Origin of the sequence: Pseudomonas uvaldensis, from assembly GCF_021271205.1 — a bacterium.
In the GTDB taxonomy this organism is placed as follows: domain Bacteria; phylum Pseudomonadota; class Gammaproteobacteria; order Pseudomonadales; family Pseudomonadaceae; genus Aquipseudomonas; species Aquipseudomonas uvaldensis.
This window is the reverse complement of record NZ_JAIWKS010000002.1, coordinates 555,014-580,494: the sequence shown is the minus strand read 5'-3', so window position 1 is coordinate 580,494 and position 25,481 is coordinate 555,014. Positions and strand designations below refer to the sequence as shown.

The 25,481-nt window shown below is 59.9% G+C and carries 25 protein-coding genes; 12 read left to right on the top strand and 13 right to left on the bottom strand.

The genetic code is table 11. The features are described 5' to 3' along the window. Nucleotides 1–85: 85 nt before the first annotated feature. Nucleotides 86–835 (top strand): creatininase family protein, encoded by a 750-nt coding sequence (locus tag LCU97_RS05895; RefSeq protein ID WP_232775835.1) that lies wholly within the window; start codon nt 86–88, stop codon nt 833–835. A 95-nt stretch (nt 836–930) separates the two neighbouring features. Next, complete coding sequence (locus tag LCU97_RS05890) at nt 931–2,367, top strand: aldehyde dehydrogenase family protein (RefSeq protein ID WP_232775834.1); 1,437 nt, start codon at nt 931–933, stop codon at nt 2,365–2,367. 75 nt (nt 2,368–2,442) lie between these two features. Here LCU97_RS05890 and LCU97_RS05885 read toward each other — a convergent pair whose 3' ends face one another. Beyond that, complete coding sequence (locus tag LCU97_RS05885) at nt 2,443–3,333, bottom strand: LysR family transcriptional regulator (RefSeq protein ID WP_024777250.1); 891 nt, start codon at nt 3,331–3,333, stop codon at nt 2,443–2,445. Between the two features lie 167 nt (nt 3,334–3,500). Between LCU97_RS05885 and LCU97_RS05880 the strand changes: the two genes are divergently transcribed. The 5 genes from LCU97_RS05880 to LCU97_RS05860 all read left to right on the top strand — a co-directional run bounded on the left by LCU97_RS05880 (nt 3,501) and on the right by LCU97_RS05860 (nt 9,281). Beyond that, nucleotides 3,501–4,583, top strand: coding sequence for a 4-oxalomesaconate tautomerase (locus LCU97_RS05880; protein ID WP_053156625.1), 1,083 nt, complete (start codon nt 3,501–3,503; stop codon nt 4,581–4,583). 143 nt (nt 4,584–4,726) lie between these two features. Continuing rightward, the gene (locus tag LCU97_RS05875; protein ID WP_232775833.1) at nt 4,727–6,031 is read left to right on the top strand and encodes a CitMHS family transporter; all 1,305 of its coding nucleotides are present in this window, start codon (nt 4,727–4,729) and stop codon (nt 6,029–6,031) included. A gap of 92 nt (nt 6,032–6,123) precedes the next feature. Next, the gene (locus tag LCU97_RS05870) at nt 6,124–7,377 is read left to right on the top strand and encodes an OprD family porin (RefSeq protein WP_053156618.1); all 1,254 of its coding nucleotides are present in this window, start codon (nt 6,124–6,126) and stop codon (nt 7,375–7,377) included. Between the two features lie 134 nt (nt 7,378–7,511). Beyond that, nucleotides 7,512–8,204: a type 1 glutamine amidotransferase domain-containing protein gene (locus LCU97_RS05865; RefSeq protein WP_232775832.1), complete on the top strand. Its 693-nt coding sequence runs from the start codon at nt 7,512–7,514 to the stop codon at nt 8,202–8,204. A gap of 78 nt (nt 8,205–8,282) precedes the next feature. Next, entirely contained in the window at nt 8,283–9,281 is a 999-nt protein-coding gene (locus tag LCU97_RS05860; protein ID WP_232775831.1) for a Rossmann-fold NAD(P)-binding domain-containing protein, read from the top strand. A gap of 73 nt (nt 9,282–9,354) precedes the next feature. Here the strand turns inward: LCU97_RS05860 and LCU97_RS05855 are convergent, their stop codons facing one another. The 7 genes from LCU97_RS05855 to argH all read right to left on the bottom strand — a co-directional run bounded on the left by LCU97_RS05855 (nt 9,355) and on the right by argH (nt 16,476). Next, nucleotides 9,355–10,542, bottom strand: a complete 1,188-nt coding sequence (locus tag LCU97_RS05855) for an MFS transporter (RefSeq protein ID WP_053156611.1) — start codon at nt 10,540–10,542, stop codon at nt 9,355–9,357. A gap of 61 nt (nt 10,543–10,603) precedes the next feature. Beyond that, nucleotides 10,604–11,491: a polysaccharide deacetylase family protein gene (locus tag LCU97_RS05850; protein ID WP_232775830.1), complete on the bottom strand. Its 888-nt coding sequence runs from the start codon at nt 11,489–11,491 to the stop codon at nt 10,604–10,606. Beyond that, complete coding sequence (locus LCU97_RS05845) at nt 11,484–12,323, bottom strand: polysaccharide deacetylase family protein (protein ID WP_232775829.1); 840 nt, start codon at nt 12,321–12,323, stop codon at nt 11,484–11,486. The genes LCU97_RS05850 and LCU97_RS05845 overlap by 8 nt, the downstream gene beginning before the upstream one ends. Nucleotides 12,324–12,473: 150 nt before the next feature. Continuing rightward, nucleotides 12,474–13,298, bottom strand: a complete 825-nt coding sequence (locus LCU97_RS05840; protein ID WP_053156605.1) for an ABC transporter substrate-binding protein — start codon at nt 13,296–13,298, stop codon at nt 12,474–12,476. 38 nt (nt 13,299–13,336) lie between these two features. Then, nucleotides 13,337–14,101 (bottom strand): amino acid ABC transporter ATP-binding protein, encoded by a 765-nt coding sequence (locus LCU97_RS05835; RefSeq protein WP_053156602.1) that lies wholly within the window; start codon nt 14,099–14,101, stop codon nt 13,337–13,339. Nucleotides 14,102–14,111: 10 nt separating this feature from the next. Then, the gene (locus LCU97_RS05830) at nt 14,112–14,990 is read right to left on the bottom strand and encodes an amino acid ABC transporter permease (protein WP_232775828.1); all 879 of its coding nucleotides are present in this window, start codon (nt 14,988–14,990) and stop codon (nt 14,112–14,114) included. Nucleotides 14,991–15,048: 58 nt separating this feature from the next. Beyond that, complete coding sequence (argH, locus tag LCU97_RS05825; RefSeq protein WP_232775827.1) at nt 15,049–16,476, bottom strand: argininosuccinate lyase; 1,428 nt, start codon at nt 16,474–16,476, stop codon at nt 15,049–15,051. A gap of 316 nt (nt 16,477–16,792) precedes the next feature. On the opposite strand from argH, the gene LCU97_RS05820 reads away from it, so the two are divergent. Next, nucleotides 16,793–17,758 carry a LysR family transcriptional regulator gene (locus LCU97_RS05820; RefSeq protein WP_232775826.1) on the top strand — a complete coding sequence of 322 codons (966 nt, stop codon included), beginning with the start codon at nt 16,793–16,795 and terminating at the stop codon, nt 17,756–17,758. A 13-nt stretch (nt 17,759–17,771) separates the two neighbouring features. On the opposite strand, the gene LCU97_RS05815 is transcribed toward LCU97_RS05820, so the two are convergent. After that, a complete protein-coding gene (locus LCU97_RS05815; RefSeq protein WP_053156591.1) occupies nt 17,772–18,179 on the bottom strand; it encodes a hypothetical protein in 408 nt (135 codons plus the stop codon). A gap of 112 nt (nt 18,180–18,291) precedes the next feature. Here LCU97_RS05815 and LCU97_RS05810 point away from each other — a divergent pair, with 112 nt between their 5' ends. Further along, complete coding sequence (locus tag LCU97_RS05810) at nt 18,292–18,720, top strand: DUF1810 domain-containing protein (protein ID WP_232775825.1); 429 nt, start codon at nt 18,292–18,294, stop codon at nt 18,718–18,720. A 38-nt stretch (nt 18,721–18,758) separates the two neighbouring features. Here LCU97_RS05810 and LCU97_RS05805 read toward each other — a convergent pair whose 3' ends face one another. Both LCU97_RS05805 and LCU97_RS05800 read right to left on the bottom strand, forming a co-directional pair. After that, on the bottom strand, nt 18,759–19,001 hold the full coding sequence (locus tag LCU97_RS05805; RefSeq protein ID WP_053156588.1) for a hypothetical protein: 243 nt from the start codon (nt 18,999–19,001) through the stop codon (nt 18,759–18,761). A 329-nt stretch (nt 19,002–19,330) separates the two neighbouring features. After that, the gene (locus tag LCU97_RS05800; protein ID WP_053156585.1) at nt 19,331–20,032 is read right to left on the bottom strand and encodes a glutathione S-transferase; all 702 of its coding nucleotides are present in this window, start codon (nt 20,030–20,032) and stop codon (nt 19,331–19,333) included. A 137-nt stretch (nt 20,033–20,169) separates the two neighbouring features. Between LCU97_RS05800 and LCU97_RS05795 the strand changes: the two genes are divergently transcribed. Further along, nucleotides 20,170–20,733: a TetR/AcrR family transcriptional regulator gene (locus LCU97_RS05795; RefSeq protein WP_232775824.1), complete on the top strand. Its 564-nt coding sequence runs from the start codon at nt 20,170–20,172 to the stop codon at nt 20,731–20,733. A gap of 71 nt (nt 20,734–20,804) precedes the next feature. Further along, complete coding sequence (locus LCU97_RS05790; RefSeq protein WP_232775823.1) at nt 20,805–21,254, top strand: HIT family protein; 450 nt, start codon at nt 20,805–20,807, stop codon at nt 21,252–21,254. Between the two features lie 43 nt (nt 21,255–21,297). Here the strand turns inward: LCU97_RS05790 and LCU97_RS05785 are convergent, their stop codons facing one another. Next, nucleotides 21,298–23,538, bottom strand: coding sequence for a xanthine dehydrogenase family protein molybdopterin-binding subunit (locus LCU97_RS05785; RefSeq protein ID WP_232775822.1), 2,241 nt, complete (start codon nt 23,536–23,538; stop codon nt 21,298–21,300). Between the two features lie 11 nt (nt 23,539–23,549). Next, complete coding sequence (locus LCU97_RS05780; RefSeq protein WP_232775821.1) at nt 23,550–24,023, bottom strand: (2Fe-2S)-binding protein; 474 nt, start codon at nt 24,021–24,023, stop codon at nt 23,550–23,552. A gap of 267 nt (nt 24,024–24,290) precedes the next feature. Between LCU97_RS05780 and LCU97_RS05775 the strand changes: the two genes are divergently transcribed. Continuing rightward, on the top strand, nt 24,291–25,433 hold the full coding sequence (locus LCU97_RS05775; protein ID WP_232775820.1) for a sensor histidine kinase: 1,143 nt from the start codon (nt 24,291–24,293) through the stop codon (nt 25,431–25,433). Nucleotides 25,434–25,481 lie beyond the last annotated feature (48 nt).

Sequence of the window (25,481 nt, the reverse complement as noted above, 5' to 3'; positions counted from 1 at the left end):
CCTTGAGTGCACCGAAGGTTGAACAGGTGCTTTGGTCTTCATACCCATCGTTCCGCAAGGAACCTTTTGCAGAGAGAGAACGCAGATGCTTCTACATCTATCGACCTGGGCTGAAATCGAAAAATTTCTCGAACGCAGCCGTACCGTCGTCATCCCGATCGGCTCCAACGAGCAACATGGGCCGACCGGGCTACTGGGTACGGACTGGATGTGTCCCGAGATCATCGCCCACCAGGCGCAGCAGACAGCGGACATCCTGGTGGCCCCGACTTTCAACACCGGCATGGCGCAGCATCACCTCGGTTTTGCGGGAACGATCTCGCTCAGGCCCTCGACCTTCATCGCTGCTATCGGTGACTGGACACGTTCCTTGGCTGCCCACGGGTTCGAGAAAATATTTTTTCTCAATGGCCATGGCGGCAACATTGCCTCGATTGAAGCGGCTTTCTCGGAGCTCTACGCCGAGGCGAGCTTCGCCCGTCGCCCGGCAGGTTTCGCCTTGAAACTGTGTAATTGGTGGGACCTGGAAGGCGTCAATGAGCTGGCCCGCGACCAGTTCCCGGAAGGTCATGGCATTCATGCAACGCCTTCGGAAATTGCCGTGACCCAGTGGGCCTATCCCCACGCCATCAAGTCGGCTGAGTACTCGCCAAAAATCGCCAATTGGGGCCCTATCCGCGAGGCTGCCGATTTCCGCGCTCGTCATCCGGACGGCCGAATGGGCTCGGATCCGGCGCAAGCGTCTGCGGAAAAAGGTCGGCAACTGGTGATGATGGCCGCACAAGGATTGGTGCAGGAGGTGCACGCTTTCAGCCGTGAGTCCATGCCGGGCTGAATCACGGCAAAGCCATCGAGCCGGGGCGACGCCTGGGCCTGCCAGGCGTTGGTGCTTCATTTCGGGGAATCCCGCAATCGGTCAGGTACGCCACGATGTGGAAGATCAATCACAGTTACATTGATGGAGCCTTCGTTCCCGTTCACGGGGATGAAACGGTGGAGTGCATCAACCCGGCGACCGAAGCGGTTATCGGTACGGTCACGCTGGCTGATCGTGATGACGCCAGACGTGCCATCGCGGCTGCCTCGCGTGCTCAAGCCTCGATGAGCCGCACCTCCAAAGCCGAGCGTATCGAGATGCTCAAACAGTTGCAGGCCGCCGTGCTGGCGAGCACGAATGAAATTCGCGATACCGCCATCGAGGAGTACGGCGCGCCGCTTGCCCGCGCCCAATGGGTCAGCCGTTACGCTTCGCAATCCTTTGCCAATACGGCGCAGGTGCTGGAGCATTACGAGCTCCTTCGCTCGGTCGGTGACGCGACCGTGGTAATGGAGCCAGTGGGGGTATCGGCGCTGTTTGCTCCCTGGAACAGCACCGCCGGCACTATATGCAGCAAGCTGGCCTCGGCCATCGCCGCCGGTTGTGCCTCGGTGATCAAACCGAGCGAGTTGAGTCCCTTGCAAACCGGGGTGCTCGCCCAGGCGTTGCACCGCGCAGGTTTGCCTGAAGGCGTTTTCAACATTCTGTTGGGACGCGGCAGCGATGTCGGTGACGAAATCAGCACCCATCCTCAGGTCACGAAGATTTCATTCACCGGCTCCACCGCCACCGGGAAACTGATTGCCCGCGCCGGTATCGAGACCATGAAGCGAGTGAGTCTGTCGCTGACGGGGAAGTCGGCGTCCATCGTGCTCGACGACGCCGATCTCGATACGGCTATTGCGCAGGCATTGAATGCGGCGTTCATGAACAACGGCCAGGCCTGCGTCGCCGGCACGCGGTTGCTGGTGCCGCGCACGCAGGCCAAGCACATCATCGACCGTGTGAAGAACCTGGTCGGGGCAATGGTCGTGGGCAATCCACGGAACCCGGCCACCGTCATCGGGCCGCTGGTCAACAAGGCCCAATTCGACCGTGTCCAACACTATATCCGCCGCGGACTGGCGCAAGGCGCCACGCTGATCGCCGGCGGGGAAGGCCGGCCGATAGGCCTGGACACGGGCTATTTCGTCAGGCCCACGGTCTTTGCCGACGTCAACAATGACATGGACATCGCGCAGGAGGAAATTTTTGGCCCGGTGCTATCGATCATCCCGTATGACTCGCAAGAACAGGCTATCGAAATCGCCAACGCCAGCCCCTATGGGCTGCAGGCCTACGTCTTTTCCCGACAACCGCAGCGCGCCCGGCACCTGGCGACGAGGCTGCAGGCCGGCTCGGTATTGATTAACAGAATCACGCCGGAGCTGCTTGCCCCATTTGGCGGGGTCAAGCAGTCCGGCGTCGGACGGGAGTTCGGGGTTCATGGCCTGGAGGCCTTTCTTGAGGCGAAGAGTATTGTGGTGGATCAGGACGAGCCGGGTGAATAACGTGAGCGCGCTTGGCCATATCTGGCCGGGTAGGTGCGTGGACTCGATCTGCACACGAAAGCCGCGACCGAGGCTTCATTGCGGCCACTGCTCCAGCAGAATCGAAACGAATTTCTCGGCGGCAGGAGACAAAGACGCGCCGCGTCGATAGACCAGCCCCAGTGATCGGTTTACCACCGGCTCGATCAGCGGCACGCTGACCAGCGTCGGATGGTCACCGGCGGGCATCGCCAGGCTGGGCATTGCCGAGACGCCGAGACCGGCCTCGACTAACCCCAGTGACGTAGACAGGTGTTGTACCTCGTAGAACCACTGGGGACGCCAGCTCAAGCCCGACAAGGCATGATCGAGCAGCATGCGGTTGCCGCTCAGGCGACCCACCCCGATCAGCCGATAATCGCTCAACTCCGACCAGGTAACGGCGCTGCGTCCAGCCAATTCATGGTCGCGTCGGCAGGCCAGGACAAAGGGTTCATTGACCAGCGGCACGAATTCAATGTCCGGATGCTGTCCGCTCATCATATTGATGCCGAAGTCGGCTTCGCCTCGCAGTACCGCTTCCAGTCCTTCGTTGGCGCTGAGGTCGAGCAGGCGTATGCGGATTTTCGGATAGCGCTCGTTGTAGAGGCGGATCACCGAAGGCAGGAAGTAGAAGGCGGCCGTGGGAATGCAAGCCAGTGTCACTCGACCGATCTGCCGCTCCGCCAACTCGCGGATGTTGAGAATCGAATCGTCGAAATCATCCAGCAAGCGCCGCGCCTTGGGCAGGAAATCGCGTCCGACGCTGGTCAAGCTGACCTTGCGAGTCGTGCGGTCGAGCAGTGCCGTGCCCAGACCCTCTTCGAGTTTTTTCATCCGCCGGCTCAACGCCGGCTGCGACAGGTGCAGTGCATCGGCGGCTTCGTGAAAACTGCCCAGTTCGGCGATTTTAACGAAAGACCGTATGTCTTGAAGCTCATATTCCATATTGAATTCCACAAGAAAGGCGATGTGTGGTGTGCGTCATCCTACGGAAATTCATTCGTCAAACGCAATAAACTCGCTGATTTTTGCATTGGAAACACTTTTGAAACCCTGCCACTCTTGCCTCCAGAACATCAATTATCCAGATTGATCAACAAGAGTTAGTGTTCATGCAACGAATTCCTTGTGTATTGATGCGCGGTGGCACCTCCAAAGGGCCGGTGTTTCTCGCTTGGGATCTGCCGACTTCCGTCGTCGCCCGTGATGAGTTGTTGCTCGATCTGATGGGGTCCGGCCATGAGCTGGAAATCGACGGTATCGGGGGTGGCAGCCCCCAAACCAGCAAGGTGGCGATCGTCAGCCCTTCACTGCACCCTGAGGCGGATGTGGATTACTTGTTCGTCCAGGTGATGGTTTCTCAACGTCGGGTCGATACGGCTCCCAACTGCGGGAATATGCTCTGCGCAGTAGGTCCATTCGCCATCGAGCAGGGCCTGGTCAAGGCTGGTGGCGACCTGACGCAGGTGCGTATTCGCAACCTCAATACCGGTACCTTTGTCATTTCCGAGGTGCAAACCCCCGGGGGCAAGGTCAGCTATGAAGGCGACACGGCCATCGATGGCGTGCCGGGCACTGCCGCGCCGGTGCAATTGACCTTCCTGGATGCCGCCGGCAGCAAGACGGGGAAACTGTTCCCTACCGGGCAAGCGCTGGACTTGATCGACGGTGTCGCAGTGACCTGCATCGATATGGCGATGCCCATGGTGATCGTCGAAGCCGGCCAGCTGGGCAAGCGCGGCGACGAAAGCCCCGCGGAACTGGATGCCGATCAAGCCTTTCTGCAGCGCCTGGAATCCCTGCGGCTCAAGGCCGGCCTGGCGATGGGCCTGGGGGACGTCAGCGACAAGGTGATTCCCAAGCCGGTGCTGGTAGCCCCGGCCAAATCGGGCGGCACGCTCCAGGTGCGCTATTTCATGCCCCACAACTGTCATCGCGCGTTGGCAATTACGGGCTCCATCGGAATCGCCACGGCCTGTGTGACTGAAGGCAGCGTGGCCGCTCAACTGCTCGGCGGAGTCCGCGAGCCACGCTTGCAGCGGGTTCGCATCGAGCACCCCAGCGGAGGGATCGATGTGGTTTTGTCCTACGTCGGCGACAAAGGAGAGACTATCCGTGCCTCGGTGGTGCGCACCGCACGTCGGCTCTTTTCAGGTTTCGTCTACGCCAAGGCTTCCCACCGACTGGCCGGCTAGCCGGGCAATTGGCAAAACTCGACATCACGACGTCACGACATCAATCATTCTGCCAGGCACATATGGATCGTGTTGCCTGGCGGGTTGGGAGTCGTACGCCTGGGTGTTGGCAACACTACTGATAACAACAAGAGATCCGACCTATGCTCGCTTTACTTGGCTTGTCCATGGTGGTGGCCTTTACCTTCCTGATCATGACTAAACGGCTGTCGCCGATCGTGGCCTTGACGCTCGTGCCCATCGTTTTTGCGGTCATCGGTGGGTTCGGCGGGACCACCGGCAAAATGATGCTGGACGGCTTGAAAATGGTAGCGCCCTCGGCCGCGTTGCTATTGTTCGCGATCTTGTTTTTCGGGCTGATGATCGATGCCGGGCTATTCGATCCGTTGATCCGCAAGATCCTCAAGCGAGTCAATGGCGACCCGATGAAAATCGCCGTAGGCACCGCCTTGTTGTCGCTGCTGGTGGCACTGGACGGTGACGGCACCACGACTTACATGATCACCTGCGCCGCCATGTTGCCGCTGTACAAGCGTATCGGCATGAACCCCATGATCCTGGCGACGGTCGCCATGCTGTCCCTGAGCATCATGAGCGGCATGACGCCCTGGGGCGGCCCGGCAACCCGCGCGATCGCCGCGCTGGGCCTGGATGCCGGCGAATATTTCGTGCCCTTGCTGCCCACCATGATCGGTGGAGCGATGTGGGTCGTTTTCACGGCGTTTCTGCTGGGCCGTGCCGAGCGCAAGCGCATTGGCAATGTTCAGCTGCAGAGCGGGGGTGGGGATTGCTATATCAAGGCAATTATCGAGGACACCCCGTACAAGCGCCCGAAATTGGCCTACGTCAATCTGCTGCTGGTGATCGCAGTCATGGTTGCGTTGGTCATGGGGGTCATGCACTCGGCCATTCTGTTCCTGATCGGTTTCGTCCTGGCGCTGATGATCAACTATCCCCAACTGGACCTTCAGAAGGAGCGCATTCTGGCCCATTCGGGCAACGCAATGACCGTCGTTCTGCTGGTCTTTGCGGCCGGTATTTTCGCTGGCATCTTCTCCGGAACGAAAATGGTCGATGCGCTGGCGCAGACCCTGGTGGACTGGATTCCGCCTTCATGGGGGCACCTGTTCCCGTTGGTGGTTGCCATTACCAGCATGCCGCTGACTTTCGTGCTGTCCAACGATGCCTACTACTTTGGCGTGGTGCCTATCCTGGCGAATGCCGCGGCGGCCTATGGGATTGATCCGGTGGAAATCGCACGGGCCTCGATTCTCGGCCAGCCCGTGCATCTGATGAGCCCGCTGGTGGCCTCGACCTTGTTGCTGGTGGGCATGGTCGATCGCGACCTTGGCGACTTCCAGAAGGCCACCGTCAAGTGGGCCGTGCTCACGTCCCTGGTGATTACCGCGCTGGCCTTGCTGACCGGAGCGTTGACGCTCTTTTCCTGAAAAATCAGTTGGTTGAATTTTCTGCCTGACACGCCTCGCAACCGAGGGGTGCGCCGGCCTGCGCGCCGAATAACAACAACGAGAATCTTGATATGAATACCGTCCTGACCCGTGGGGCTTTATTTCCAATGCTAGGCCTGTTGCCGCTGGCCATGGCCAATGCAGAAGGCTTCATCGACGACAGCAAGCTCAAGCTGCAACTGCGCAATGTCTACTTCAATGAAAACTTTCGCGACGAGCACGGAATGAGCGCACGAGCGGCAAGATCCGCAAAGAGCGAGCGCACCGAGTGGGCCCAAGGGTTCCTGTTGGATTACCAATCGGGCTTTACGCCAGGCACGGTTGGCTTTGGCGTCGATGCCCTGGGCCTGCTCGGTGTCAGGCTCGATTCCGGCCGCGGCCGCAGTGGCACAGGCCTGCTGCCGGTACATGACGATGGCCGGGCTGCCGATGAGTTTGCCAGCGCGGGCATGACCGCCAAGGCCAGGGTGGCCAAGACCACGGTCAAATATGGCACCTTGCTGCCCAAGAACCCGCTATTGATCTACAACGATGCGCGGCTGATGCCCCAGACCTATCAGGGCATGCAAGTCAGCAGCACCGATATCGACAATCTCGCGCTCACCGGTGGGCATCTAGAGCGGTTCAAACTCAGGGATTCCAGCGACAGCATGCCAATCGTGCCCGACGGTTACAGTGGCGATCAGTCCGGCAACTTCAGCTACGCCGGCGCCGATTACAAGCTGACGAAGAACATTCGCTTGAGCTATTTCTACGGTGAGCTTGAGAATTTCTATCGGCAGAATTTCGCTGGCATCCAGCACGAGCTGCCGCTGGGCGCCGGGCTGTTGACCAGTGACCTGCGCTATTTCAACAGTGTCGATTCAGGGTCGGCCTATGCCGGCAGGATCGATAACGACATGTTCAGCGGCCTGCTGTCCTACGCCGTTGTCGGCCATACGTTCAGCGCGGGTTATCAGAAGCTCAGCGGCGAGGCCGGCTTGCCGTATATCAGCGGCGCCACGGTCTATTCCTTCAGCAACGTGGGTATCGGCAAGTTTATCGAGGAAGACGAGAAGACCTGGATGCTCGGCTATGGTTACGATTTTTCGCGTCTCGGTGTGCCGGGCCTGACATTTTCCACCCGCTACCTCAGTGGTGACGATGGCAAGTCCCAGAGCACCGTGAAGGAATGGGAACGTGATGCCGAAGTCGCTTATGTCGTGCAGCAAGGTACGTTGAAGGGACTGGGCGTGAAGCTGCGTAACTATGTCTACCGCTCGGATTTTTCACGGGGACGTGACAGCAATCGCATCTACCTGACGTATGACGTTGCGCTTTGGTAGAACACCGATCCGGCCATGATGAGGCGCAATCCATCCGGCAAGGGTCACGACGCGGGAACGTCTACCTCGACACAGCCTCTGAGAGTAATGCAGGGCGAACCTCTCGCCCGTTCACGCTCGGAGGCTGGGTTCACATGAAAATCCTGATGGTCCTTACATCTCACGATCAGTTGGGCGACACCGGCAAGAAAACCGGTTTCTGGCTGGAAGAATTTGCCGCGCCTTACTATGTGTTCGTCGACGCCAACGCTGCGGTCACCATTGCCTCCCCCAAGGGCGGGCAACCGCCGCTGGACCCCAAGAGCAGCGAGGAGGACGCCCAGACCGATGCAACCCGTCGTTTTGTCGCGGACACTCGGGCCCAGGCAGCATTGGCCAACACAGTGCCGCTGGGGGAAATCGACCCCTATGACTTCGATGCGGTGTTCTATCCCGGCGGACACGGCCCGCTATGGGACCTGGCCGAGGACACCGACTCCAAGACCCTCATCGAAGCCTTCTATGCCGCGAACAAACCCATCGCGGCGGTCTGCCATGCGCCGGGGGTGTTCAAGAACGTCAACGCGCCGGATGGCCAGCCCGTGGTGAAGGGCAAGAAAGTGACCGGGTTCACTAACTCCGAGGAGGAGGCGGTGGGACTGACGCAGGTGGTGCCGTTCCTGGTGGAAGACATGCTCAAGGCCAAGGGAGGCGAGTATTCCAAGGCCGGGGACTGGGCGAGTTATGTGGTCGAGGATGGGCACCTGATCACCGGGCAGAATCCCGCATCGTCGCAAGCCGCCGCCGAAGCGTTGCTCAAGCGGCTGAGGCAGGAACAGAAGGCCTGAGTCATGAGCGTCCCGATTATCGTCGGGCTGGCGCTCCATGCCTCGGACGACTGAACCTGAATACAAGGAGAACACGTCATGTCACTTGATCCTGTCTTGTTCATGGGCGGTTCCGGCGCCATTGGTCACCAAACCGCCCGGGCATTGCGTGCCGCCTGTCCGGACGTACCTCTGTTGATTGGCGGCCGTGACCTGGCCAAGGCCCAGCAGGCCGCTGAGCGAATGGGTAAGGCGCAAGGCGTGGTGATTGATCCCCACGCAGACGACCTGGGTCTCGGCGCGCGCCCGGTCAGCGCCGTCGCGATTTTCTATATGGACCACGCCCTGGCCGGATTGCGTTATGCGCAAAAGCGCGGGGTACCGTACCTCAGCATTTCATCCGGCATCTTTGAGATCGCGCCGGAGATCGCGACGTACATGCATACGCCTGACGCCTCGCCCATTGTCCTGGGCTACGAATGGATGGCCGGCGCGACGACGGTGTCGACACTGAGCATTGCCGCAACATTCAGCCGGGTACACGCGATCAGCATCAACGCTCTGGTCGATGAACAGGACACCGGTGGGCCAACGGTTGCCGCCGATTTCGAACACTTGAACAAGATGCTGCCCGCTGCGCTGACACGACGCGACGGTGCGTATATCTGGCGCGAAGGCGAGGATTCGAAGGTCCGATTCAACGCAGTGGATGGCACGCAAATCCAGGCCTCCGGCTTCTCGTCCATCGATGTCGTCGGCCTGGCTGCGGCCACCGGCGCGCCCAACGTCCAGTTCAACATGGCCACCGGGGTGAGCTCGACTCGACGCCAGGGCAAACCCATGTCGACCGAGATCATCATCGAACTCGATGGTGAAGGCCTGAAGGGGGGACCGCTGCACACGCGCCATGCCATCATTCACCCGGCCGGCGCCGCGCCACTGACTGGCCTCAGCGTGGCAATGACTCTCGAACGCCTGCTCGGCTTGGATGGTCAGCCGCCGACGCCGCCGGGACTCTACTTCCCTTACCAGATACTGGACGCCACGGGGTTTTTGAAACGTCTGGAAGAAGAGGGCGGTGAGTTACGCAGGCTTTAGGTGTCAGCCTGAATTCGCGGGACTGTGGGATGGCTGAATGACCTGGCGATACGCCCGAGGGTCGGATGGCAGACTACCCGCTGTTATCAGCGCGGTTTGCAATCCGTCGACCCGCCATGAAACACAGCGTCCCGCCCAGCGCTGTCAGTAGGCTGAGGGCATAAAACATCGTTGGCGCCGGGGTGTGCAAGAGCAGGAAGCCGCAGATGACCGGGCTCAACGCACCGCCGAGGGCCGCGAGGTTCTGCGCGCCGTAGTAGCTGCCACGCAGGTCCTCCGGGGCCAGGGTGTCGACGAACAGGAATTCCGCCGGGTAGATGATCATTTCGCCCAGGGTGAAGATGAACATCGCCACGCACCAGCCCACCCAGCCATCGGCCAGGCTGAAACCGATCAGACCGAGGATGAACAGGCTGGTGCCACCGGCGATCCAGTAGCGCAGCTGTTCGCGCTTGAGGAAACGGCCGATCTGGTATTGCAGCAGGATCACGCTGACGGCGTTGCAGGCAAGCAGGGCGGCCATGGTTTGCAGGGCGCGCTGGGATTCATTCGTCACCAGCAGGTATTGCGACAGGTACAGGGTGAATCGACCGTGGACCACCGTGCTGAACAGGCAACCGCAGGTGAACATGATCAGGGTGCGGTCGTTCTTGAGGGTGCGGAGGGTTCTCATGAAACTCGGCGGTTGCCCGATGACGGGCACCGGGGCGGCGTCTTTCGGGATGGCGCTCATCAGGAAAATACTGAGGAACGCGATGCCTCCCGCGATCAGAAACGGGGCTGTGGGATAGACCCCGGCGATCACCACTCCGATCATCGGGCCGGTGGCGTAGCCGATGTTGGTCAACGTGTAGCGCAGGGAAAATGCCTTGGCCCGCTGGCCCACCGGCAGTTGCTCGCTGAGAATCGCCTTGGAGCCAATCAGGAACAGCGCCGAAGCGGTTTCGGTGACGACCAGGATTGCAGTGGTCAGGTAAAGGTTCTCGGCGAACGTCAGTAACACGAAACCGACGGCACTGGAGAGCATGGCCACGATCAGCAACTGGCGTTTTTCAAGGCGGTCGATGACGTAGCCGCCGTACAGCGCCAGCAGGGTGGCGATGAACACCGCAATACCCAACAGTAGCCCCACGTCCTGTTGGTTGAGGCCGAGTTTGGTGCTCAGAAACAGCGTGAGCAAGGGACTGGTGATAGCGCGGCTGACGACGATGGTCAGCGAGCAGATCATCAAGCGACGGATGACAAGGGAATAGCTGCGCACGTGGGTCAAATGTCCTTATTTCGATACTGTTGGGTTCGAGGGGGCACAGTCACCGTGGGGGTTACACGCCCCGGGTCCGATAATGGCGCTCGTACACGGCCGCCGGATGGTCGTCCGTCACCGCGGCCGCCGTGGTCGCCCACCATCGTGCAACGTCATCCGCCGTGGCGATCCACACATCGGGATGCTGCCGGATGCCATGAAGCAAATCACGCAGTACGCCGATGCGCCCCGGCGTGGCAATGATTTCCGGGTGCAGCCGCAGCACATAGCAGAGGCCGAATCGGCGGAACCCGGCGAAGTCCATCTGCAGGTTGCCCAGGGTATGACTGTATGAAGCGATCCGAGATTGTCCGGGCGGCACCGCGGGGCTGAGGTTGAAGGCGAAGTAGGGTTCGTCTTCGAGTTCGTAGTGCAAGGGCAACTCGATGACCTCGGGTGCGGTCGGATGCGCGAAGGGGAGGTCGTCGCCACGCCACGACGAAGACCAGCGGATACTCTGTCCGTGCAACGCCTGGACCAAACCCGGCGCGCCATTCCCCGCGGGAATCCTGAAACCTGTCGGGCGCGTGCCGGTCAGTCGGGTCAACGCTTCGCAGCCCTTGGCGATGTCGGCCACCTGCTCGGCAAGTGTCAGATTGTCGTAGTTTTGGTGGCGATAACCGGCGCAGGCAATCTCATGTCCACCGGCCTGGATCGCCTGGATGTGCCCGGGGTTTTCTTCGCCGACGATGCCGGGAATGCACCAGGTGCCGGGAACTCCCAGTTCGGCAAGCAGGCCGAGCAGACGTTCCACGCCTCGTTGACTGCCGTAGCGCCAGACCGACAGGGTCTTGTCCCGTCCGGCCACTTCCGGGGCTTGGGTGAGGATGCCGTGGATGTCGTTGTAATCGACGGTCACCACCACCGCGCAACGGTAGCCGTCGGGCCAGACACTGGAATCAGCCATGGTGATGTTCCTTGAGCCACCAATGGGCGACATCTCGGCAGGTGGCGAACCACACGTCATCGCGCTGACGCATGTGTTCGAAGAGTTTTTCCAGCAGCAGGATGCGTCCCGGTTTGCCGGTGATCTTGGGGTGGAAAAGGGTTGTCAGGCACAGGCCTTCGTCCATGGCACCGTCATACTCGCGACACCAGTTGTCCAGCGTCAGCTCGTAACTGGCGGTGCGGTCCAGCCCCGAAGGAAAGTCCGGGCCTCGGGTGTAAGCGAGGGAGGCGTAGTCGTCCATTTCCCAGCGGCCGGGGATTTCCACCAAGGGGACGTCAAGTCCCGGGACATCGACCAGATAGGGACGGTCATCGCCGCGCATGCTGCTGGAATAGATCACGCCGGCCTCGGCCAACATCGCCGGGGTTTCGGCGCGCCAGTCACCGGACGGTGTGCGAAAACCTTCCGCGCGGATGTTCAGGTACTTGTCAAACACCTCGCGGGATTTGTTCATCACCGCCTTCTGTTGGTCCAGTGTCAGGGCGTAGAAGGACTCGTGCCGGTAGCCGTGGTAAGCCACTTCATGCCCGCGCTCGATGATCGCCTGGCACTGCCTGGGCCAGTTTTCCACGACCCAGGCCGGGACAAAGAAAGTCGTCGGGATCTGGAAGTCGTCGAGCAGGTCGAGCAGCCGTGGCAGCGCACGATAAGGGCCGTAGCCACCGAAGCCGAAGTATTCGGGTTTGTGCCAGATAGAGCCGTTGAGCATCGCATCGCCGGTCGGGCCGTCGAGGTCGAAAGCCAGGGCGAGGCAGGCTTTGTGTTCATCGGGCCAAGTGGGGGAAGACATCTTTGTGCTCCAGCAATCAATAAGTCATCGCCACACGTTCCAATTGTGGGAGCGAGCCTGCTCGCGATAGCGGTGGGCTAGGCAATCCAGTAGCGACTGATCGGACGCCATCGCGAGCAGGCTGCTCCCACAGGGGGGGACGGACCCTGGTCATTTACCGGCGTTGATGGTCACGGTCTTGATCGCGCCCAATTCAAGGTCCCACTTCTTCAGGATCGCCTGGTAGCTGCCGTCATCGACCATCCCTTGCAGGGCGACCTTGACCGCCTCGCTCAGCTCGGGCTTTTTCTTGCTTACGCCCAGGCCGGTGAACTGTACGGAAATCGGCTGGCCGACGGTCTTGTACATGTCCTTTTCCTGGGTCTTGAGGTAGGACAGGGTCTCGCTGCCCTGCATCGCCGCGTCGATCCGGCTCTGGCGCAGTTGCGCACGGGCGTCAGCCGAGCCTTCGGTGCCGATCACGACGATGGCCGGTTTGCCGGCCGCTTCACAATTGGCCTTGCTGAACTCGGCGATTTCCGCCGGGAAGGTGGTTCGGCGACTGGTGCCGACTTTCTTGCCGCACAGGTCGGTGGCTTCATTGGTGTCCTTGTTTTTCTGCAAGGTGTAGAACTGCGGGCCGCTGGTGAAGTAGTCGACGAAGGTCACGCTGGCCTGACGCTCGGCGGTATCGGTCATGCCCGACAGCACCATGTCCACCCGGTCGGTGGTCAAGGCATTGATCATCTGTTCGAAGCCGGTTTCCTGCCATTTGACCTTGACCCCCAGACGTTCGCCCAGGGCATTGCCCAGGTCATAGTCAAAGCCGGTCAGGGTGTTGGTGGCCGGGTCCTTGAAATCCATCGGCGGGTAGTTCGGCATGATCGCCACGACGATCTCGCCCTTGTCCTTGATGCTTGCTGGTAAATCGGCGGCGAAGCTGACGCTGGAAGCCATCAGGCCGGCGAGTACTGCTGGGATAACGAAGTTCTTCATGGTCGTTCTCTTATGTGTGTTGTGACGCCAGATGGCGTTCAGGTTCGAACGGCAGATATGAAGCTTTGGGTGCGCGGGTTTTGTGGACTTATCAGTATTTCTTCGGGGCTTCCAGCCTCCACGATCTGCCCGCCGTCCATGAACACCATGCGGTTGGAAACTTCGCGAGCGAAGCCCAGTTCATGGGTGACGACGATCATGGTCATGCCGGTCTGCGCCAGATCGCGCATGACCGACAGCACCTCACCGACCAGTTCCGGGTCGAGTGCCGAAGTGGGTTCATCGAACAGCATCAGCTTGGGTCGCATGGCCAGGGCACGAGCGATGGCTACTCGTTGTTGCTGGCCGCCCGACAGTTCGATCGGGTAGCTGTTGCGTTTGTCGGCCAGACCAACGCGGGCCAGCAGTTCCAATGCTTCATCGTGCGCTTCCTTGGGCGAACGCTTGAGCACCTGGCAGGGGCCTTCGATGATGTTTTGCAGCACGGTCATGTGCGGGAACAGGTTGAAGCGCTGGAACACCATGCCGGTGGCCAGGCGTTGCCGGGCGATCTGCGTCTCGTTGAGCTCATGGAGTTTGTTGCCGACAATGCGGTAACCCACCAGTTCGCCGTCGACCCACAGGCCACCCTTGTCGATTTTTTCCAGTTGGTTGATGCAGCGCAGCAACGTGCTCTTGCCCGAGCCCGACGGACCGATGATGCACAGTACTTCGCCTTGTTCGACTTCTATGTTGATGTCGTTGAGGGCGTGGTACTGGTCATAGAATTTGTTCAGGCTCACGGCCTTGACGATGCTTCTCATGTCGCTTTCCTCACGAACGCTTGCCGGCGCCGCGAGCGAAGCGGCGCTCCAGGCGGCTTTGACCAAAGGACAGCACCGTGACCGCGGCCAGGTACCAGATACCCGCGACGATCAGCAACTCCATGACCCGGGCGTTGGCGTAGTAGATGTTCTGGGCGTTGTAGAGCAGTTCCGAATAATGGATGACGCTTGCCAGGGAGGTCATTTTCACCATGCCGATGAATTCGTTACCGACCGGTGGGATGATGATTCGCATGGCCTGGGGCAGGATGATCCGGCGCAGGGCCTGCAAGCGCGGCATGCCGATGGACTTGGCGGCTTCGTACTGGCCGGTGTCCACGGACAACAGGCCGGCGCGCACCACCTCGGCGGTGTAGGCGCCCTGGTTGATGCTCAGTCCGAGCAGCGCGGCCACGAACGGCGTCATCAGGTTCACGGTGTCCATTTCGAACACACCGGGGATGCCGATGGTGGGGAAGATCAACGCCAGGTTGAACCACAACAGCAATTGCAGGATCAGCGGCGTACCGCGGAACAGCCAGGTGTAGGTCAACGCCACGTAGCGCAGGATCGGGTTGGCCGACATGCGCATGATCGCCGTGATCACCCCGAACACAATCCCCAGCGCCATTGCCAGCACGGCCATGACGATGGTGTTGAACAAGCCCCACAGAATGGCCTGGGAGGTGAGGAACTGGCCGATGTACGACCATTCAATCTTGCCCTCGGCGAAGGCCCGCGCCAGGCCCAGCAGGGCTATGACGATGACTGTGGCAAAGAAAATCCGCCCGTAGTAGCGCCGTGGCACATGCTGGTACTGGGTGATGTCGAACTGGTTTTCCGCCAGTTTGCGCTCCGCCTGGAGTTGTTCTGCCTGGGTCTGGCCCATGTGGGTTCTCCGTACTCTTTATTTCGGGTCAAACACTTGGCCCGCAGGGGTGTTTGATTCAGAGGCGAAAACCCTGGTAGTCCTCGGTCCATGCCTGCTGTGCGACGAGGGCGGTTTTCAAGCGAGCGATCTGCTCGCGCACCCGCTGCGGCGCGGTGCCACCCGGGCCACTGCGAGCCGCAATGGCCGCTTCCAGAGTCAGGCTTTCGCGCACTTCCGGGGTCAGTCGCGGATCGATCTCGGCCAACAGTGTCGGGGACGCCTCCCACAATTCAATGTCATGTTTCTCACAGGCCTGGACCAGGGCACCGGTGATTTCGTGGGCCTGCTTGAAGGGCACGCCGCGCATGGCCAGCCAGTCGGCGACTTCGGTGGCCAATGTGAAGCCCAGCGGCGCCTGACGCCGTAGCTCGTCGACATTGACCTGCAGGGTGGCAACCATTCCGGCCATGGCGGGCAATACCAGCAACAGGGTGTCGACGCTGTCGAGCACACCGTTTTTGTCTTCGCTCAAGTCGCGGTTGTAAGACAGCGGCAGGGATTTGAGGGTGGACAGCAAACCCGTCAGGTTGCCGATCAAGCGACCTGCCTTGCCTCGGGCCAGTTCGGCAATGTCCGGATTCTTTTTCTGCGGCATGATCGAACTGCCGGTGGCGTAGGCATCGTCCAGCGTGACCCAGCGAAACTGCCGCGAGGACCACAGGCAAAACTCCTCAGCGAGGCGGGAAATGTTGATCCCGAGCATGCTGGCGATAAACAGGAATTCGGCGACATGGTCGCGGCTGGCTACGGCGTCGATGGAGTTTTCGCACACGCCGCTGTAGCCCATTTCCCTGGCCGAGTGCTCGGGCTGGCGAGCGATGGCGGAACCGGCCATGGCGGCGGCGCCCAGTGGCGAAAGCGAGGTGCGCGCATCCCAATCCATCAGGCGCTGCACGTCGCGCAGCATCGCTTGGGCGTGGGCCAGCAGGTGATGGGCGAATACGATTGGTTGCGCCTGCTGCAGGTGGGTGAAACCGGGGCAGATGCTCTCGACGTGCTGTTCGGCCTGGCTCACAAGAGCCTGTTGCAAAGCCAGTACTTCGGCAGCCAGGGTGCGGACGTGATCGCGCAGGAACAGGCGCAGGTCGTTGGCAGTCTGGTCGTTGCGCGAGCGTCCGGCACGCAGCTTGCCGCCCAAGGCGCCGAGACGCTCGGTCAGCAGGCGTTCGATGAAGGTATGGACGTCTTCGTCATCCAGGGTCGGAGCGATGCGGCCGGCGCGAAAGTCGGCGCCGATCCGGTCCAGGGCGTCGAGCATCGTCCGGGTTTCTTCTTCGCTCAGCAGACCGGCACGCTGCAGCTCTCCGGCGTGGGCCCTGGACCCGGCAAGGTCGTAAGGGGTCAGGCGGAAATAACGTTCTGGGCAACGGGACAGGGCCGCCAAGGCTTCGGACGGGCCGCTCTTGAAACGCGCTCCCCAGAGACGATCAGTGGTTTGGGACATCGGTTTTTCCTCATCGGTAAAGCGAACCTGAAGCGTTCTGCCAGGCCCCGAACATCCGCCGTGGACGGTGTAAATCCATCCGGCGTGGCTCGGCTTATTTGTTCATCGGGGGCAGGGGGACAAGCGCAGTTTCGAAGTGGAAAGGGCTGATCGAAGTGTCAGCTTTTAACAGCGGAAAATCAGCGAGTTGGCACTCGGGTGCGAAATGTCTTAGCGGTTGCCAAGCCTGGTTTTCTGTGATCATTATTATTAGCCAGCGTTGTTTTTGTTGTTGGACACAGAGTGTTGAATAGGGCGCCAGAGGTAAATAAGCATTATGGAAACCCCACTTTCCAATTCCGGAAACCCGCCGCCCAAACCGCCGCACCGAGCGCCGTTGGCGCTCAGCGGCCTGGACTTCAAACTGCTGAAAGTGTTCAAGGCGGTGGTCGAGGCAGGTGGTTTCAGCGCCGCCCAGAATGAGCTCAACGTGGGGCTGGCAGCGATCAGCAAACAGATATCGGACCTTGAGATTCGCATTGGCATGCGCCTGTGTACCCGCGGCCGCGAGGGCTTTCACCTGACCGAAGAGGGCAAGTTGGTCTATCAGGCGTCGATTGATCTTTTTGCTTCCGTCGACAACTTTCGAGATCGGCTTAGTTCAGCGAAAAATGAACTTGTCGGCGATCTTGGTGTGGGCGTGATTGACAATACAATTACCGATCAGAATTCGCCGTTAGTTGCAGCGCTTAAACGCATAAACGAGGAGTCACCGAAAGTAAGATTGCAACTTCAGGCGTCTCAGTTGGATGAAGTGGAACGTGGCGTTGTAGAAGGACGACTGGTCGCCGGAATCGTGCCGGTCTACCAACAACGCGAAGAGTTTGATTACTTTGCCTTGTACGAAGAGCGCTCGCTGATTTATTGCGCGCAGGGCCATCCGTTATTTGACGTGCCCGAGGCCCGAATCGATAGCCAGATGCTCAAGGAACATGAATGCGTCAACCACCGCTACGCCATTCACCGTGACAAGTTGAATTTCGCCCGCTATGACAGCTATTCCGCCTCGGCGACCCAGGTGGAGGCGGTTGCACTGTTGGTCAAGACCGGGCGCTTCGTGGGCTTCCTGCCTGAACATTATGCCGCCAGCCTGGTGGAACAAAGGTTGTTGCGCGCCCTACGCCCAGACCTGATCAGTATCGTCACGCCTTTCAATCTGATCTTGCGGCACAACACCGTGCGCAGTCCGTTGGTGAAGGCGTTTGCCCAGGCGCTGGGGGTGGATTTGAAAGTGGTACGGTGATGCTTGCCAGCCGTCAGGGCACGTCAAAGTTTTCATACGCCAGGGAGATCGAGTCGCTCTGCGGATAACTGACGTACACCATCTCTCCGTAGTTACTGGCGACCAATACGTAGGGCCACTTGCCGTTGGCCTTTCGTAATTGCTCGTACAACGGCAGGAAGAAGTCTTTGGTCTGACCCTGGGGATCGTAGGGCACTTCTCCCTGAAAAATCGGATAACGCCCACCATTACACAGCTGCACCCGCTCGAGTTTGATACCGTTCTTTTCCAGCACGGTACGGGTCGGATGTTTCCAGGTGGCGAGGTCGACGTCCTGGCAGTCAGTGGTTTTCTGAGTGTAGAGCTCAGTGTCCTGGAGGGCCGGGTAAGCCATGGCCTGTGTAGCCAGGACCGATAATGCCAAGGGAAGCAGACGCAGCATGATTGTGGTCCAGATAAAGGGGAGGAGATTGTAAGTACTTTTTTTGAGGATCCAAGGCCCCTGACGACGTCTGTCGCGTCACCCAATGTTCACTGTCCGAGGAAAACGGATCATGCACGACACATTCAATCTGTCTCGTTTCGTCGAGGCTCAAGGCCCTGTGTTCAGTCGCGTCATGAGCGAACTGCGCGAAGGCCGCAAGATGAGTCACTGGATGTGGTTCATCTTCCCGCAGTTGCAGGGGTTGGGGCGTTCCGAGATGGCCAGTCGCTTCGCTATTTCCGGTATTGCCGAAGCCCGCGCCTATCTGCGGCACGACTTGCTCGGCCCCCGGTTGGAAGAGTGCGTGAAAACTGTTTTGCAACACCGCGACATGAGTGCCGGGCAGATATTCGGCTCGCCCGACGACCTGAAGTTTCGCTCATGTCTCACGCTGTTCATGAACGCCGGGCCAGGATCCTTACTGTATGAACAAGCGCTCGAACAGTTTTATTCGGGTGAGCCGGATCGCAGGACGCTTCTGCTGCTGGGTCATCAGTAAACCCGAATTCAACGTCCTGAAAAACGTTCTGCGTCGAACTAAGGAAGTCCTTTGGCGCCGGTAGAAACCACACTGTCGAGGCTGTTGGCGGTTGGCGCCTTTACAGGGATCAACAATCGCTCACTGCGGCATTTGTATTTCACGCCTTTGCGCGGCGTGATATCCCTGGCCATCGCCATGCACATCTCCTTGGTGGCATAGGTAGGCTCCGTCTTGCGTACCTCCACACAGCCTTCGAAGCCACTGCAGATAGTCATTACCATTACGTAGACGGTCATCATCCTGGTGTTGCTCCCATCGAAGCGATGCGATTGATGCATGCTGCGTTTAACCCTGTCGGGCTTAAGCGAGTAGCAATGACAGGTGGATGATGTGCCCTTCTTCAAATGGCCAGCAATGGCCAATCAATGCCTTCTGTCGGAAAAACGTCACTATTTTAAAAGATATCGATTTTGTCAAAGTCGACGCCAATATGTTGGCGAATCCGGGGTTTTGAGCAGATGAAATCTATGAGCGGCGGCATGTTTTTCATAGAGACGGTGCCCATGGGAATGAGCCTTGCCGCGTAAGCGCATCCACCCTCGCTCCAGGAGGGCGGATGTACCCTGTCTCACTCCTGAGGGGCGCCTGCTTCAACCATCGCACGCCACGTCTGGACGCTGGGACGCGCTTGCATCCTGGCATGCCAGGCGTGCAACGATGCGCATGCTTCAGGTACAGGAAGCTCCACCAGCGCCGCGAAAATCATGCCGCCGAGCAGCGCAATGTCCGCCATCGAAAAGCGCTCCCCGGCGACGAAGGGTTGGTTACGCAAGACACTGTCGAAGTAGTGCATGCCTCTGATGGCCTTGTCGCGCATCCGGTTGCCCCATTCCGGGTTCTGATAAAGCTCGACCCGTGGTCCCAGGCCCGGCGTAGCGTGGTGGAAATACACGCTGACCGCATCGAGAAACTCGATCTCGGCGCGCTTGGTCATCATATGGATGCGACCTTGCTCGACAGGCGTCTGGCCGGTGAGCGTCGGGTTGCCATCGAGCGTGTCGAGGTACTGCGTGATGGCCGTGCATTCGGCGATCAGTGTGCCGTCGTTCAGCTCCAGTACGGGAAGGGTTCCTGAGTAGTTGATGGCGAGGAATTCCGGTTTCTTGTGCTCGCCTTTCCACAGGTTGACCGGCACGAACTCGGTTCGCGAAAGCAGCCCCTTTTCCGCCAGGGCGATGCGCACACGGGCAGGGTATGGGCCGTTGAACCAGTCATGGAGTTTCATCATCGGAAGCGTTGAAGCATCGGATTGCGATTGGAGCGGGGTCATGGAGGTCACCTGCCTGTCAATTGGTAGGTAAAGATTGAGCGCGTGCTTTCGGGCTGTCAAGCCCTACCTGTCAATTGGCAGGTAGCTGACGTTTGGTTAGAATCCTTCGGCAAGCAAAGCGGGTAAAGGGCCTGAAGATGAGCGCAAACGCACGTGAAGCCATCCTGGCGGCAGCGAAAGCGGCGGCACAAATGCACGGCTACAACGGCATCAATTTTCGTAGCATCGGTGAAGTGGTGGGGATCAAGAACGCAAGTATCTATTACCACTTCCCGAGCAAGGCTGATCTGGGCGCCGCTGTGGCGCAGCGGTATCGGCAGGACGTGGTTCGCGTGCTGGCGGATATCCGTGAGTCGAATCCGGATCCGAAACGCTGTCTTGAGGTCTATCCCTCGATCTTTCGTACCTCGTTGGAAAACGGCAACCGCCTCTGCATGTCCAGCTTCATGGCGGCCGAATACCAGGACTTGCCCGAAGTCGTACAGCAGGAGGTCAAGGCGTTCGCCGATGCCAATGTGACCTGGTTGACGCAGGTACTGGCTGACGCCGGCCTGGGCGATGCCGATCGCTGTGAGCGGCGGGCCCGAGCCATCTACACTGCCGTGGCCGGCGCGCAATTGATCGCACGTACACGACTCGATATCAGCCTGTTCGACGAGTTGGTGCTGAGTTATCAGGAAGCGGGACTGCTGGTGGCATGACGTTTATCCTTGTCAGGTCTATTTTGTAGCATCGAGAACACCCCGCACTCATACCCACAGAAGGAGCGAGCATGAGCCTCCATGGTCAATATGATCCACGAAACATCTTTGCATTGATCCTGAACGGCGATGCGCCGTGCTACAAAATCTACGAAGATGAACAGGTATTGGCTTTCCTGGACGTCTTCCCCCAATCGTATGGCCATGCCCTGGTCATCCCGAAATCATCCCAGGCCCGGAATATCCTCGAAGTCGAGCCCGCCGCACTGAGCGCGATGATGGCGGCAGTGCAACGCCTGACGCGAATCATCGTAGACGAGTTGCAGCCGGACGGCGTCCAGATCGCGCAGTTCAACGGCGCAGCGGCAGGACAGACGGTTTATCACATTCATATGCACATCGTTCCTCGCTGGGAAGGCAAGGAGGCTAGCGAACATGGCAGAGGCAAGGCCGAGGCCCAGGAGCTCCAGGCCTTGCAGGCGCGTCTGGTGGAGCGGATTTCGGCGCAGGGCGGGGTCTGAGCAAGACAACCGGAAAGGGACCCAGACCTCCGTTTCTTTCCTGTCACGCCAGCCTGAAAGGCAACTGCCGCAGCGGCTTGCCCGTGAGACTTGCAATGGCATTCGCGAAAGCGGGCGCCAGGGCTGGCAGGCCGGGCTCGCCCATTCCTGTCGGGGGTTCGGCGCTGGGCACGATATGGATGGAAAACTCCGGCATATCGGTAATGCGTGGCACGCTGAAATCCGCGAAATTGCTTTGCTGCACGACGCCGTCCTTCAAGGTGATGGCGCCGCCCGGCAGGCACATGGACAAGCCCATCAATGCCGCGCCCTGCACCTGGGCTTCCACGCTGCGCGGGTTGACGACCAGGTTACAGTGCACGCCTGCGGTGACGCGGTGCAACACCGGCCGACCATCCTGTACGGAAGCCTCCACGACGTAAGCCACGACTGAACTGAACGACTCGTGTACCGCCACGCCCCAAGCGCGGCCGTCCGCGAGCTGGCGCTTGCCATATTCGCTCTTGTCCACGGCCAGCTGCAGGGCTGCTCGATGGCGAGGGTTTTGGTCGCCAAACAATTTCATCCTGTAGGCCACAGGATCCTGCCGTGTGGTCCGGGCGATTTCGTCGATCAACGTTTCCATGACGAAGGCCGTGTGTGTGGAGCCCACGCTGCGCCACCAGAGCACCGGCACGTTGAGTTTGGGATGATGCACTGTCAGGCGCATCGGCAAGGGATACGGATTGCGCATGCCCTCAGTCGCGGTCGGGTCGATACCGTTCTTTACCCGCCCACCGAACAGGGTGCCGCTGAGGATCGATTGCCCGACGAGGGCGTGGTCCCAGGCCAGGACCTTGCCTTCGTCATCGAAACCTATTCGCGCGCGGTGCAAGTGCATGGGACGGTAATAGCCGCCCTTGATGTCATCTTCGCGACTCCAGAGCGTACGTATCGGGGCGTTCAGCCCACCCGTGCGAGCGGCCTTGGCCACCTCGCAAGCCAGCACGACGAAATCGCTGGTGGCGACGCCACGGCGGCCGAAGCCACCGCCGGCCGTCTGCACGTGGACCTGGACCTGCTCTGGCTTGAGGTTGAGGACTTTCGCGGCCGCGGCGCCATCGCCGCCTGGGAACTGCGTACCGACCCACAGGTGCGCGCCATCCTGGTCAAGCTGTACCGTGCAGTTCAACGGCTCCATGGGAGCATGGGCCAGGTAGGGAAAGACGAACTCGGCTTCCAGGCGATGAGGTGCGGTGGCAAGGGCCGTCATGTCGGCATCGAAATGCAGTGGGCCGGGCTGGTTAGCAAGCTCCCGGTACTGAATCAATTGTTTGTCGGTGTCCACCTTCTCCACGGCGGCCAGGTTCCACTCCAGTTTCAATGCATCTCGGGCGACCTTGGCCTGCCAGTAGCCATCCGCGACCACCGCCACGCCTTCGCCACCACCGTCCAGCGGCACACGCAACACCGCTTTCACGCCTTGGGTGGCACGCGCCGCGCTGTCATCCAGGGCGCTGATCCTGGCGCCAAATACCGGTGGCCGAGCGACGACCGCCGTGAGCTGCCCGGGCAGGTGCGTGTCGATACCAAAGTCCTGTTGGCCGCTGCTCTTGGCCTTGGCGTCAATGCGCGTGGTGGCCTGACCAATGATGCGAAAGTCCTTGGGGTCCTTGAGTGTGACGTTCTCGGGCACCGGCATCGCCATTGCAGACTCGGCCAGCTCGCCATAAGTGGCTCGCCGTCCCGCTGGGCCGAGCACCGTACCCGCCTGGGTGCTCAGGCTCGCCACGTCCACGTTCCAGCGCGCGGCAGCGGCGGCAAGCAGCATGGCGCGAGCGCGGGCGCCGAGTTCGCGGTATTGGGTGAAACTGTTCTTGATCGAATTGGAACCACCGGTGAGGTGAATGCCGAAAATAGGGTCCTGATAGGCCGCATCGTTGTTGCCGTGGCGACTGCGTACCAGACTCCAGTCGGCATCGAGTTCTTCGGCGAGGATCATCGGCAGGCTGGTCTGCACACCCTGGCCAAATTCCAGACGGTTGATCGTCACCGTGACTTCGCCGTTGGGGGCAATTTGCACGAATGCGGACGGTTGCTGGGCCGGTTTGAGCGGTGCGCCGGCAGCGTCGCTGGTCTGTTGCGCCGTAGCCAGGTGAGGAAACGCCCCCAGTGCCAGCCCGCCGATGCCGACGATTTTCAGGAAGCTGCGACGGGGCAGGGTAGCGGGCCCATCGGCAAGATCGCGCTCAAACAAGTGTTCCAGCGCACGCGGCGTCTCTGGATGAAAGAGGTCGTTCAACATGGCAGGCTCCGTCAGGCAAGGGCTTTGGCGGCATCCGCCACTGCGGCGCGGATACGGGCGTAAGTGCCGCAACGGCAGATATTGCCGGCCATGGCTGAGTCGATTTCCGCCATGGTGGGCTGCTTGCCCTTGGGTTGCGTCTTGAGGAAAGCGGTGGCGCTCATGATCTGGCCACTCTGGCAGTAGCCACATTGCGCCACGTCGTGCTTGACCCAGGCCTCATGGACGGCGGTGCCGACCGGGTCGCTGCCATTGGTGGCAGCCTCGATGGTGGTGATGTGCTTGCCCTCGGCGGCGGCAATGGGGGTCACGCAGGAACGGATGGCCTGGCCATCGAGGTGAACCGTGCAAGCGCCGCACAGCGCCGCGCCGCAGCCGAATTTGGTGCCGGTCAGGCCCAGCGTATCGCGCAGGGTCCAGAGGATGGGCGTTGCAGGGTCTACGTCGACCGTGTACTCACGGCCATTGATAGTGAGGGCACTCATAATGACTGGTTCTCCATACGGGTTAAGTCAGTCCTTGCAAACCACTATAGGACCCATTGCCCTGGCTGGATTGCACGATCCTCTCGAATCATTGCCTATTCTTGGCGTGATGCTGGTCGTCCGAGCGCAGGTTGCGCCAGGGCGCTCATCGCGTCACCGACTGGCGTTGCGACTCCCCTTGTCCGGTGCAATTTGAAATCCCTACATGCCCCCCTACAATTCACAGGCCGCCCGTCGTTGCATTCCACCCACGACCAGGATACTGACATGCGCTTGCCCGATTTTATCAGCGAGAACACCGAGTCTATCCTTCAAGCGTGGGAGGACTTCGCCGCGTCGATCGATGCGCCTGGTGCGCCTCTGGGCCGCAGCGCGTTGCGAGACCATGCCGAACAGATGTTGCAAGCAGTTGTTGCCGATCTTCGAAAAAAGCAGACCGTACGAGAACAGATCGCCAAGTCTCAGGGCCATGGTCCGGTGAACGAGCCTCAGACAGCTGCTGAAACTCATGCCGTGACGCGCTTGCTGGAGGGCTTCAGCATCAAACAGATGGTGTCGGAATACCGAGCGCTCAGAACCAGCGTGCTGTTCCAATGGATGAAAGCGATCAAGTCCAGCCTGTCGCCTGATGAAGTCGTCGATATGATCCGCTTCCATGAAGCCATCGATCAGGCGCTGACGGAGTCGATCGCCAGTTATTCGCATGCCCAGGAAGTTTCGCACAACCTGTTCATCGGCATCCTCGGCCATGACTTGCGGACCCCGTTAGGCGCAATTTTGCTTGGCTCGGACCGCCTGCGCCGCTCACCCGAGAGCAGCCAACAGGTTACGAAGCTGGCGACACAGATCCATGACAGCGTCGGCCGTGCCAGCAAAATCGTCGACGATCTTCTGGACCTGAGCCGTTGTCAGATGGGCCCGGGAATCCCTATCAAACCAGAGACTCTTGATTTACTGCCGCTTTGTAAACGAGTACTGGCGGAAGTCCGGACGGTCCATCCTGCGTCTACTTTGCACCTTGAAGCATGCGGATCCGTTGTTGGGGAGTTTGACGGAGCCAGGATGGAACAAGTCTTTTCCAATATTGTCAGCAACGCCGTTCTGCACGGTGATCCCACTATGCCAGTCACTGTCGAACTGGCTGTTTCAGGGAACCAAGCCAGCTTTTCCGTCCATAATCGCGGAGAGCCAATACCCAAAGAGGTGTTGCCTTTTATCTTCAATCCAATGGGACGTTTTTCTCAACGCTCAACTGCCGAGCATCCATCGATGGAAGGGTTGGGGCTCGGCCTCTTTATCGCGTCTGAAATTGTTGCATCCCATGGCGGATCGATAGAGGTTCAATCCGACGAAACCCGAGGTACGACGTTTTACGTGAAAGTGCCTTTGTCACGAGATAAGGCTGCTTGAAAGACATCCGGTTTTTTATGATTTTTCCAGTGGTGGCGGATGTCGCAT

Excerpts from the sequence above, each read along its gene's own strand:
- LCU97_RS05895 (WP_232775835.1), top strand. The coding sequence starts at position 86 with ATGCTTCTACATCTATCGACCTGGGCTGAAATCGAAAAATTTCTCGAA.
- LCU97_RS05890 (WP_232775834.1), top strand. The coding sequence starts at position 931 with ATGTGGAAGATCAATCACAGTTACATTGATGGAGCCTTCGTTCCCGTT.
- LCU97_RS05885 (WP_024777250.1), bottom strand. The coding sequence starts at position 3,333 with ATGGAATATGAGCTTCAAGACATACGGTCTTTCGTTAAAATCGCCGAA.
- LCU97_RS05880 (WP_053156625.1), top strand. The coding sequence starts at position 3,501 with ATGCAACGAATTCCTTGTGTATTGATGCGCGGTGGCACCTCCAAAGGG.
- LCU97_RS05875 (WP_232775833.1), top strand. The coding sequence starts at position 4,727 with ATGCTCGCTTTACTTGGCTTGTCCATGGTGGTGGCCTTTACCTTCCTG.
- LCU97_RS05870 (WP_053156618.1), top strand. The coding sequence starts at position 6,124 with ATGAATACCGTCCTGACCCGTGGGGCTTTATTTCCAATGCTAGGCCTG.
- LCU97_RS05865 (WP_232775832.1), top strand. The coding sequence starts at position 7,512 with ATGAAAATCCTGATGGTCCTTACATCTCACGATCAGTTGGGCGACACC.
- LCU97_RS05860 (WP_232775831.1), top strand. The coding sequence starts at position 8,283 with ATGTCACTTGATCCTGTCTTGTTCATGGGCGGTTCCGGCGCCATTGGT.
- LCU97_RS05850 (WP_232775830.1), bottom strand. The coding sequence starts at position 11,491 with ATGGCTGATTCCAGTGTCTGGCCCGACGGCTACCGTTGCGCGGTGGTG.
- LCU97_RS05845 (WP_232775829.1), bottom strand. The coding sequence starts at position 12,323 with ATGTCTTCCCCCACTTGGCCCGATGAACACAAAGCCTGCCTCGCCCTG.
- LCU97_RS05840 (WP_053156605.1), bottom strand. The coding sequence starts at position 13,298 with ATGAAGAACTTCGTTATCCCAGCAGTACTCGCCGGCCTGATGGCTTCC.
- LCU97_RS05835 (WP_053156602.1), bottom strand. The coding sequence starts at position 14,101 with ATGAGAAGCATCGTCAAGGCCGTGAGCCTGAACAAATTCTATGACCAG.
- LCU97_RS05830 (WP_232775828.1), bottom strand. The coding sequence starts at position 14,990 with ATGGGCCAGACCCAGGCAGAACAACTCCAGGCGGAGCGCAAACTGGCG.
- argH (WP_232775827.1), bottom strand. The coding sequence starts at position 16,476 with ATGTCCCAAACCACTGATCGTCTCTGGGGAGCGCGTTTCAAGAGCGGC.
- LCU97_RS05820 (WP_232775826.1), top strand. The coding sequence starts at position 16,793 with ATGGAAACCCCACTTTCCAATTCCGGAAACCCGCCGCCCAAACCGCCG.
- LCU97_RS05815 (WP_053156591.1), bottom strand. The coding sequence starts at position 18,179 with ATGCTGCGTCTGCTTCCCTTGGCATTATCGGTCCTGGCTACACAGGCC.
- LCU97_RS05810 (WP_232775825.1), top strand. The coding sequence starts at position 18,292 with ATGCACGACACATTCAATCTGTCTCGTTTCGTCGAGGCTCAAGGCCCT.
- LCU97_RS05805 (WP_053156588.1), bottom strand. The coding sequence starts at position 19,001 with ATGATGACCGTCTACGTAATGGTAATGACTATCTGCAGTGGCTTCGAA.
- LCU97_RS05800 (WP_053156585.1), bottom strand. The coding sequence starts at position 20,032 with ATGACCCCGCTCCAATCGCAATCCGATGCTTCAACGCTTCCGATGATG.
- LCU97_RS05795 (WP_232775824.1), top strand. The coding sequence starts at position 20,170 with ATGAGCGCAAACGCACGTGAAGCCATCCTGGCGGCAGCGAAAGCGGCG.
- LCU97_RS05790 (WP_232775823.1), top strand. The coding sequence starts at position 20,805 with ATGAGCCTCCATGGTCAATATGATCCACGAAACATCTTTGCATTGATC.
- LCU97_RS05785 (WP_232775822.1), bottom strand. The coding sequence starts at position 23,538 with ATGTTGAACGACCTCTTTCATCCAGAGACGCCGCGTGCGCTGGAACAC.
- LCU97_RS05780 (WP_232775821.1), bottom strand. The coding sequence starts at position 24,023 with ATGAGTGCCCTCACTATCAATGGCCGTGAGTACACGGTCGACGTAGAC.
- LCU97_RS05775 (WP_232775820.1), top strand. The coding sequence starts at position 24,291 with ATGCGCTTGCCCGATTTTATCAGCGAGAACACCGAGTCTATCCTTCAA.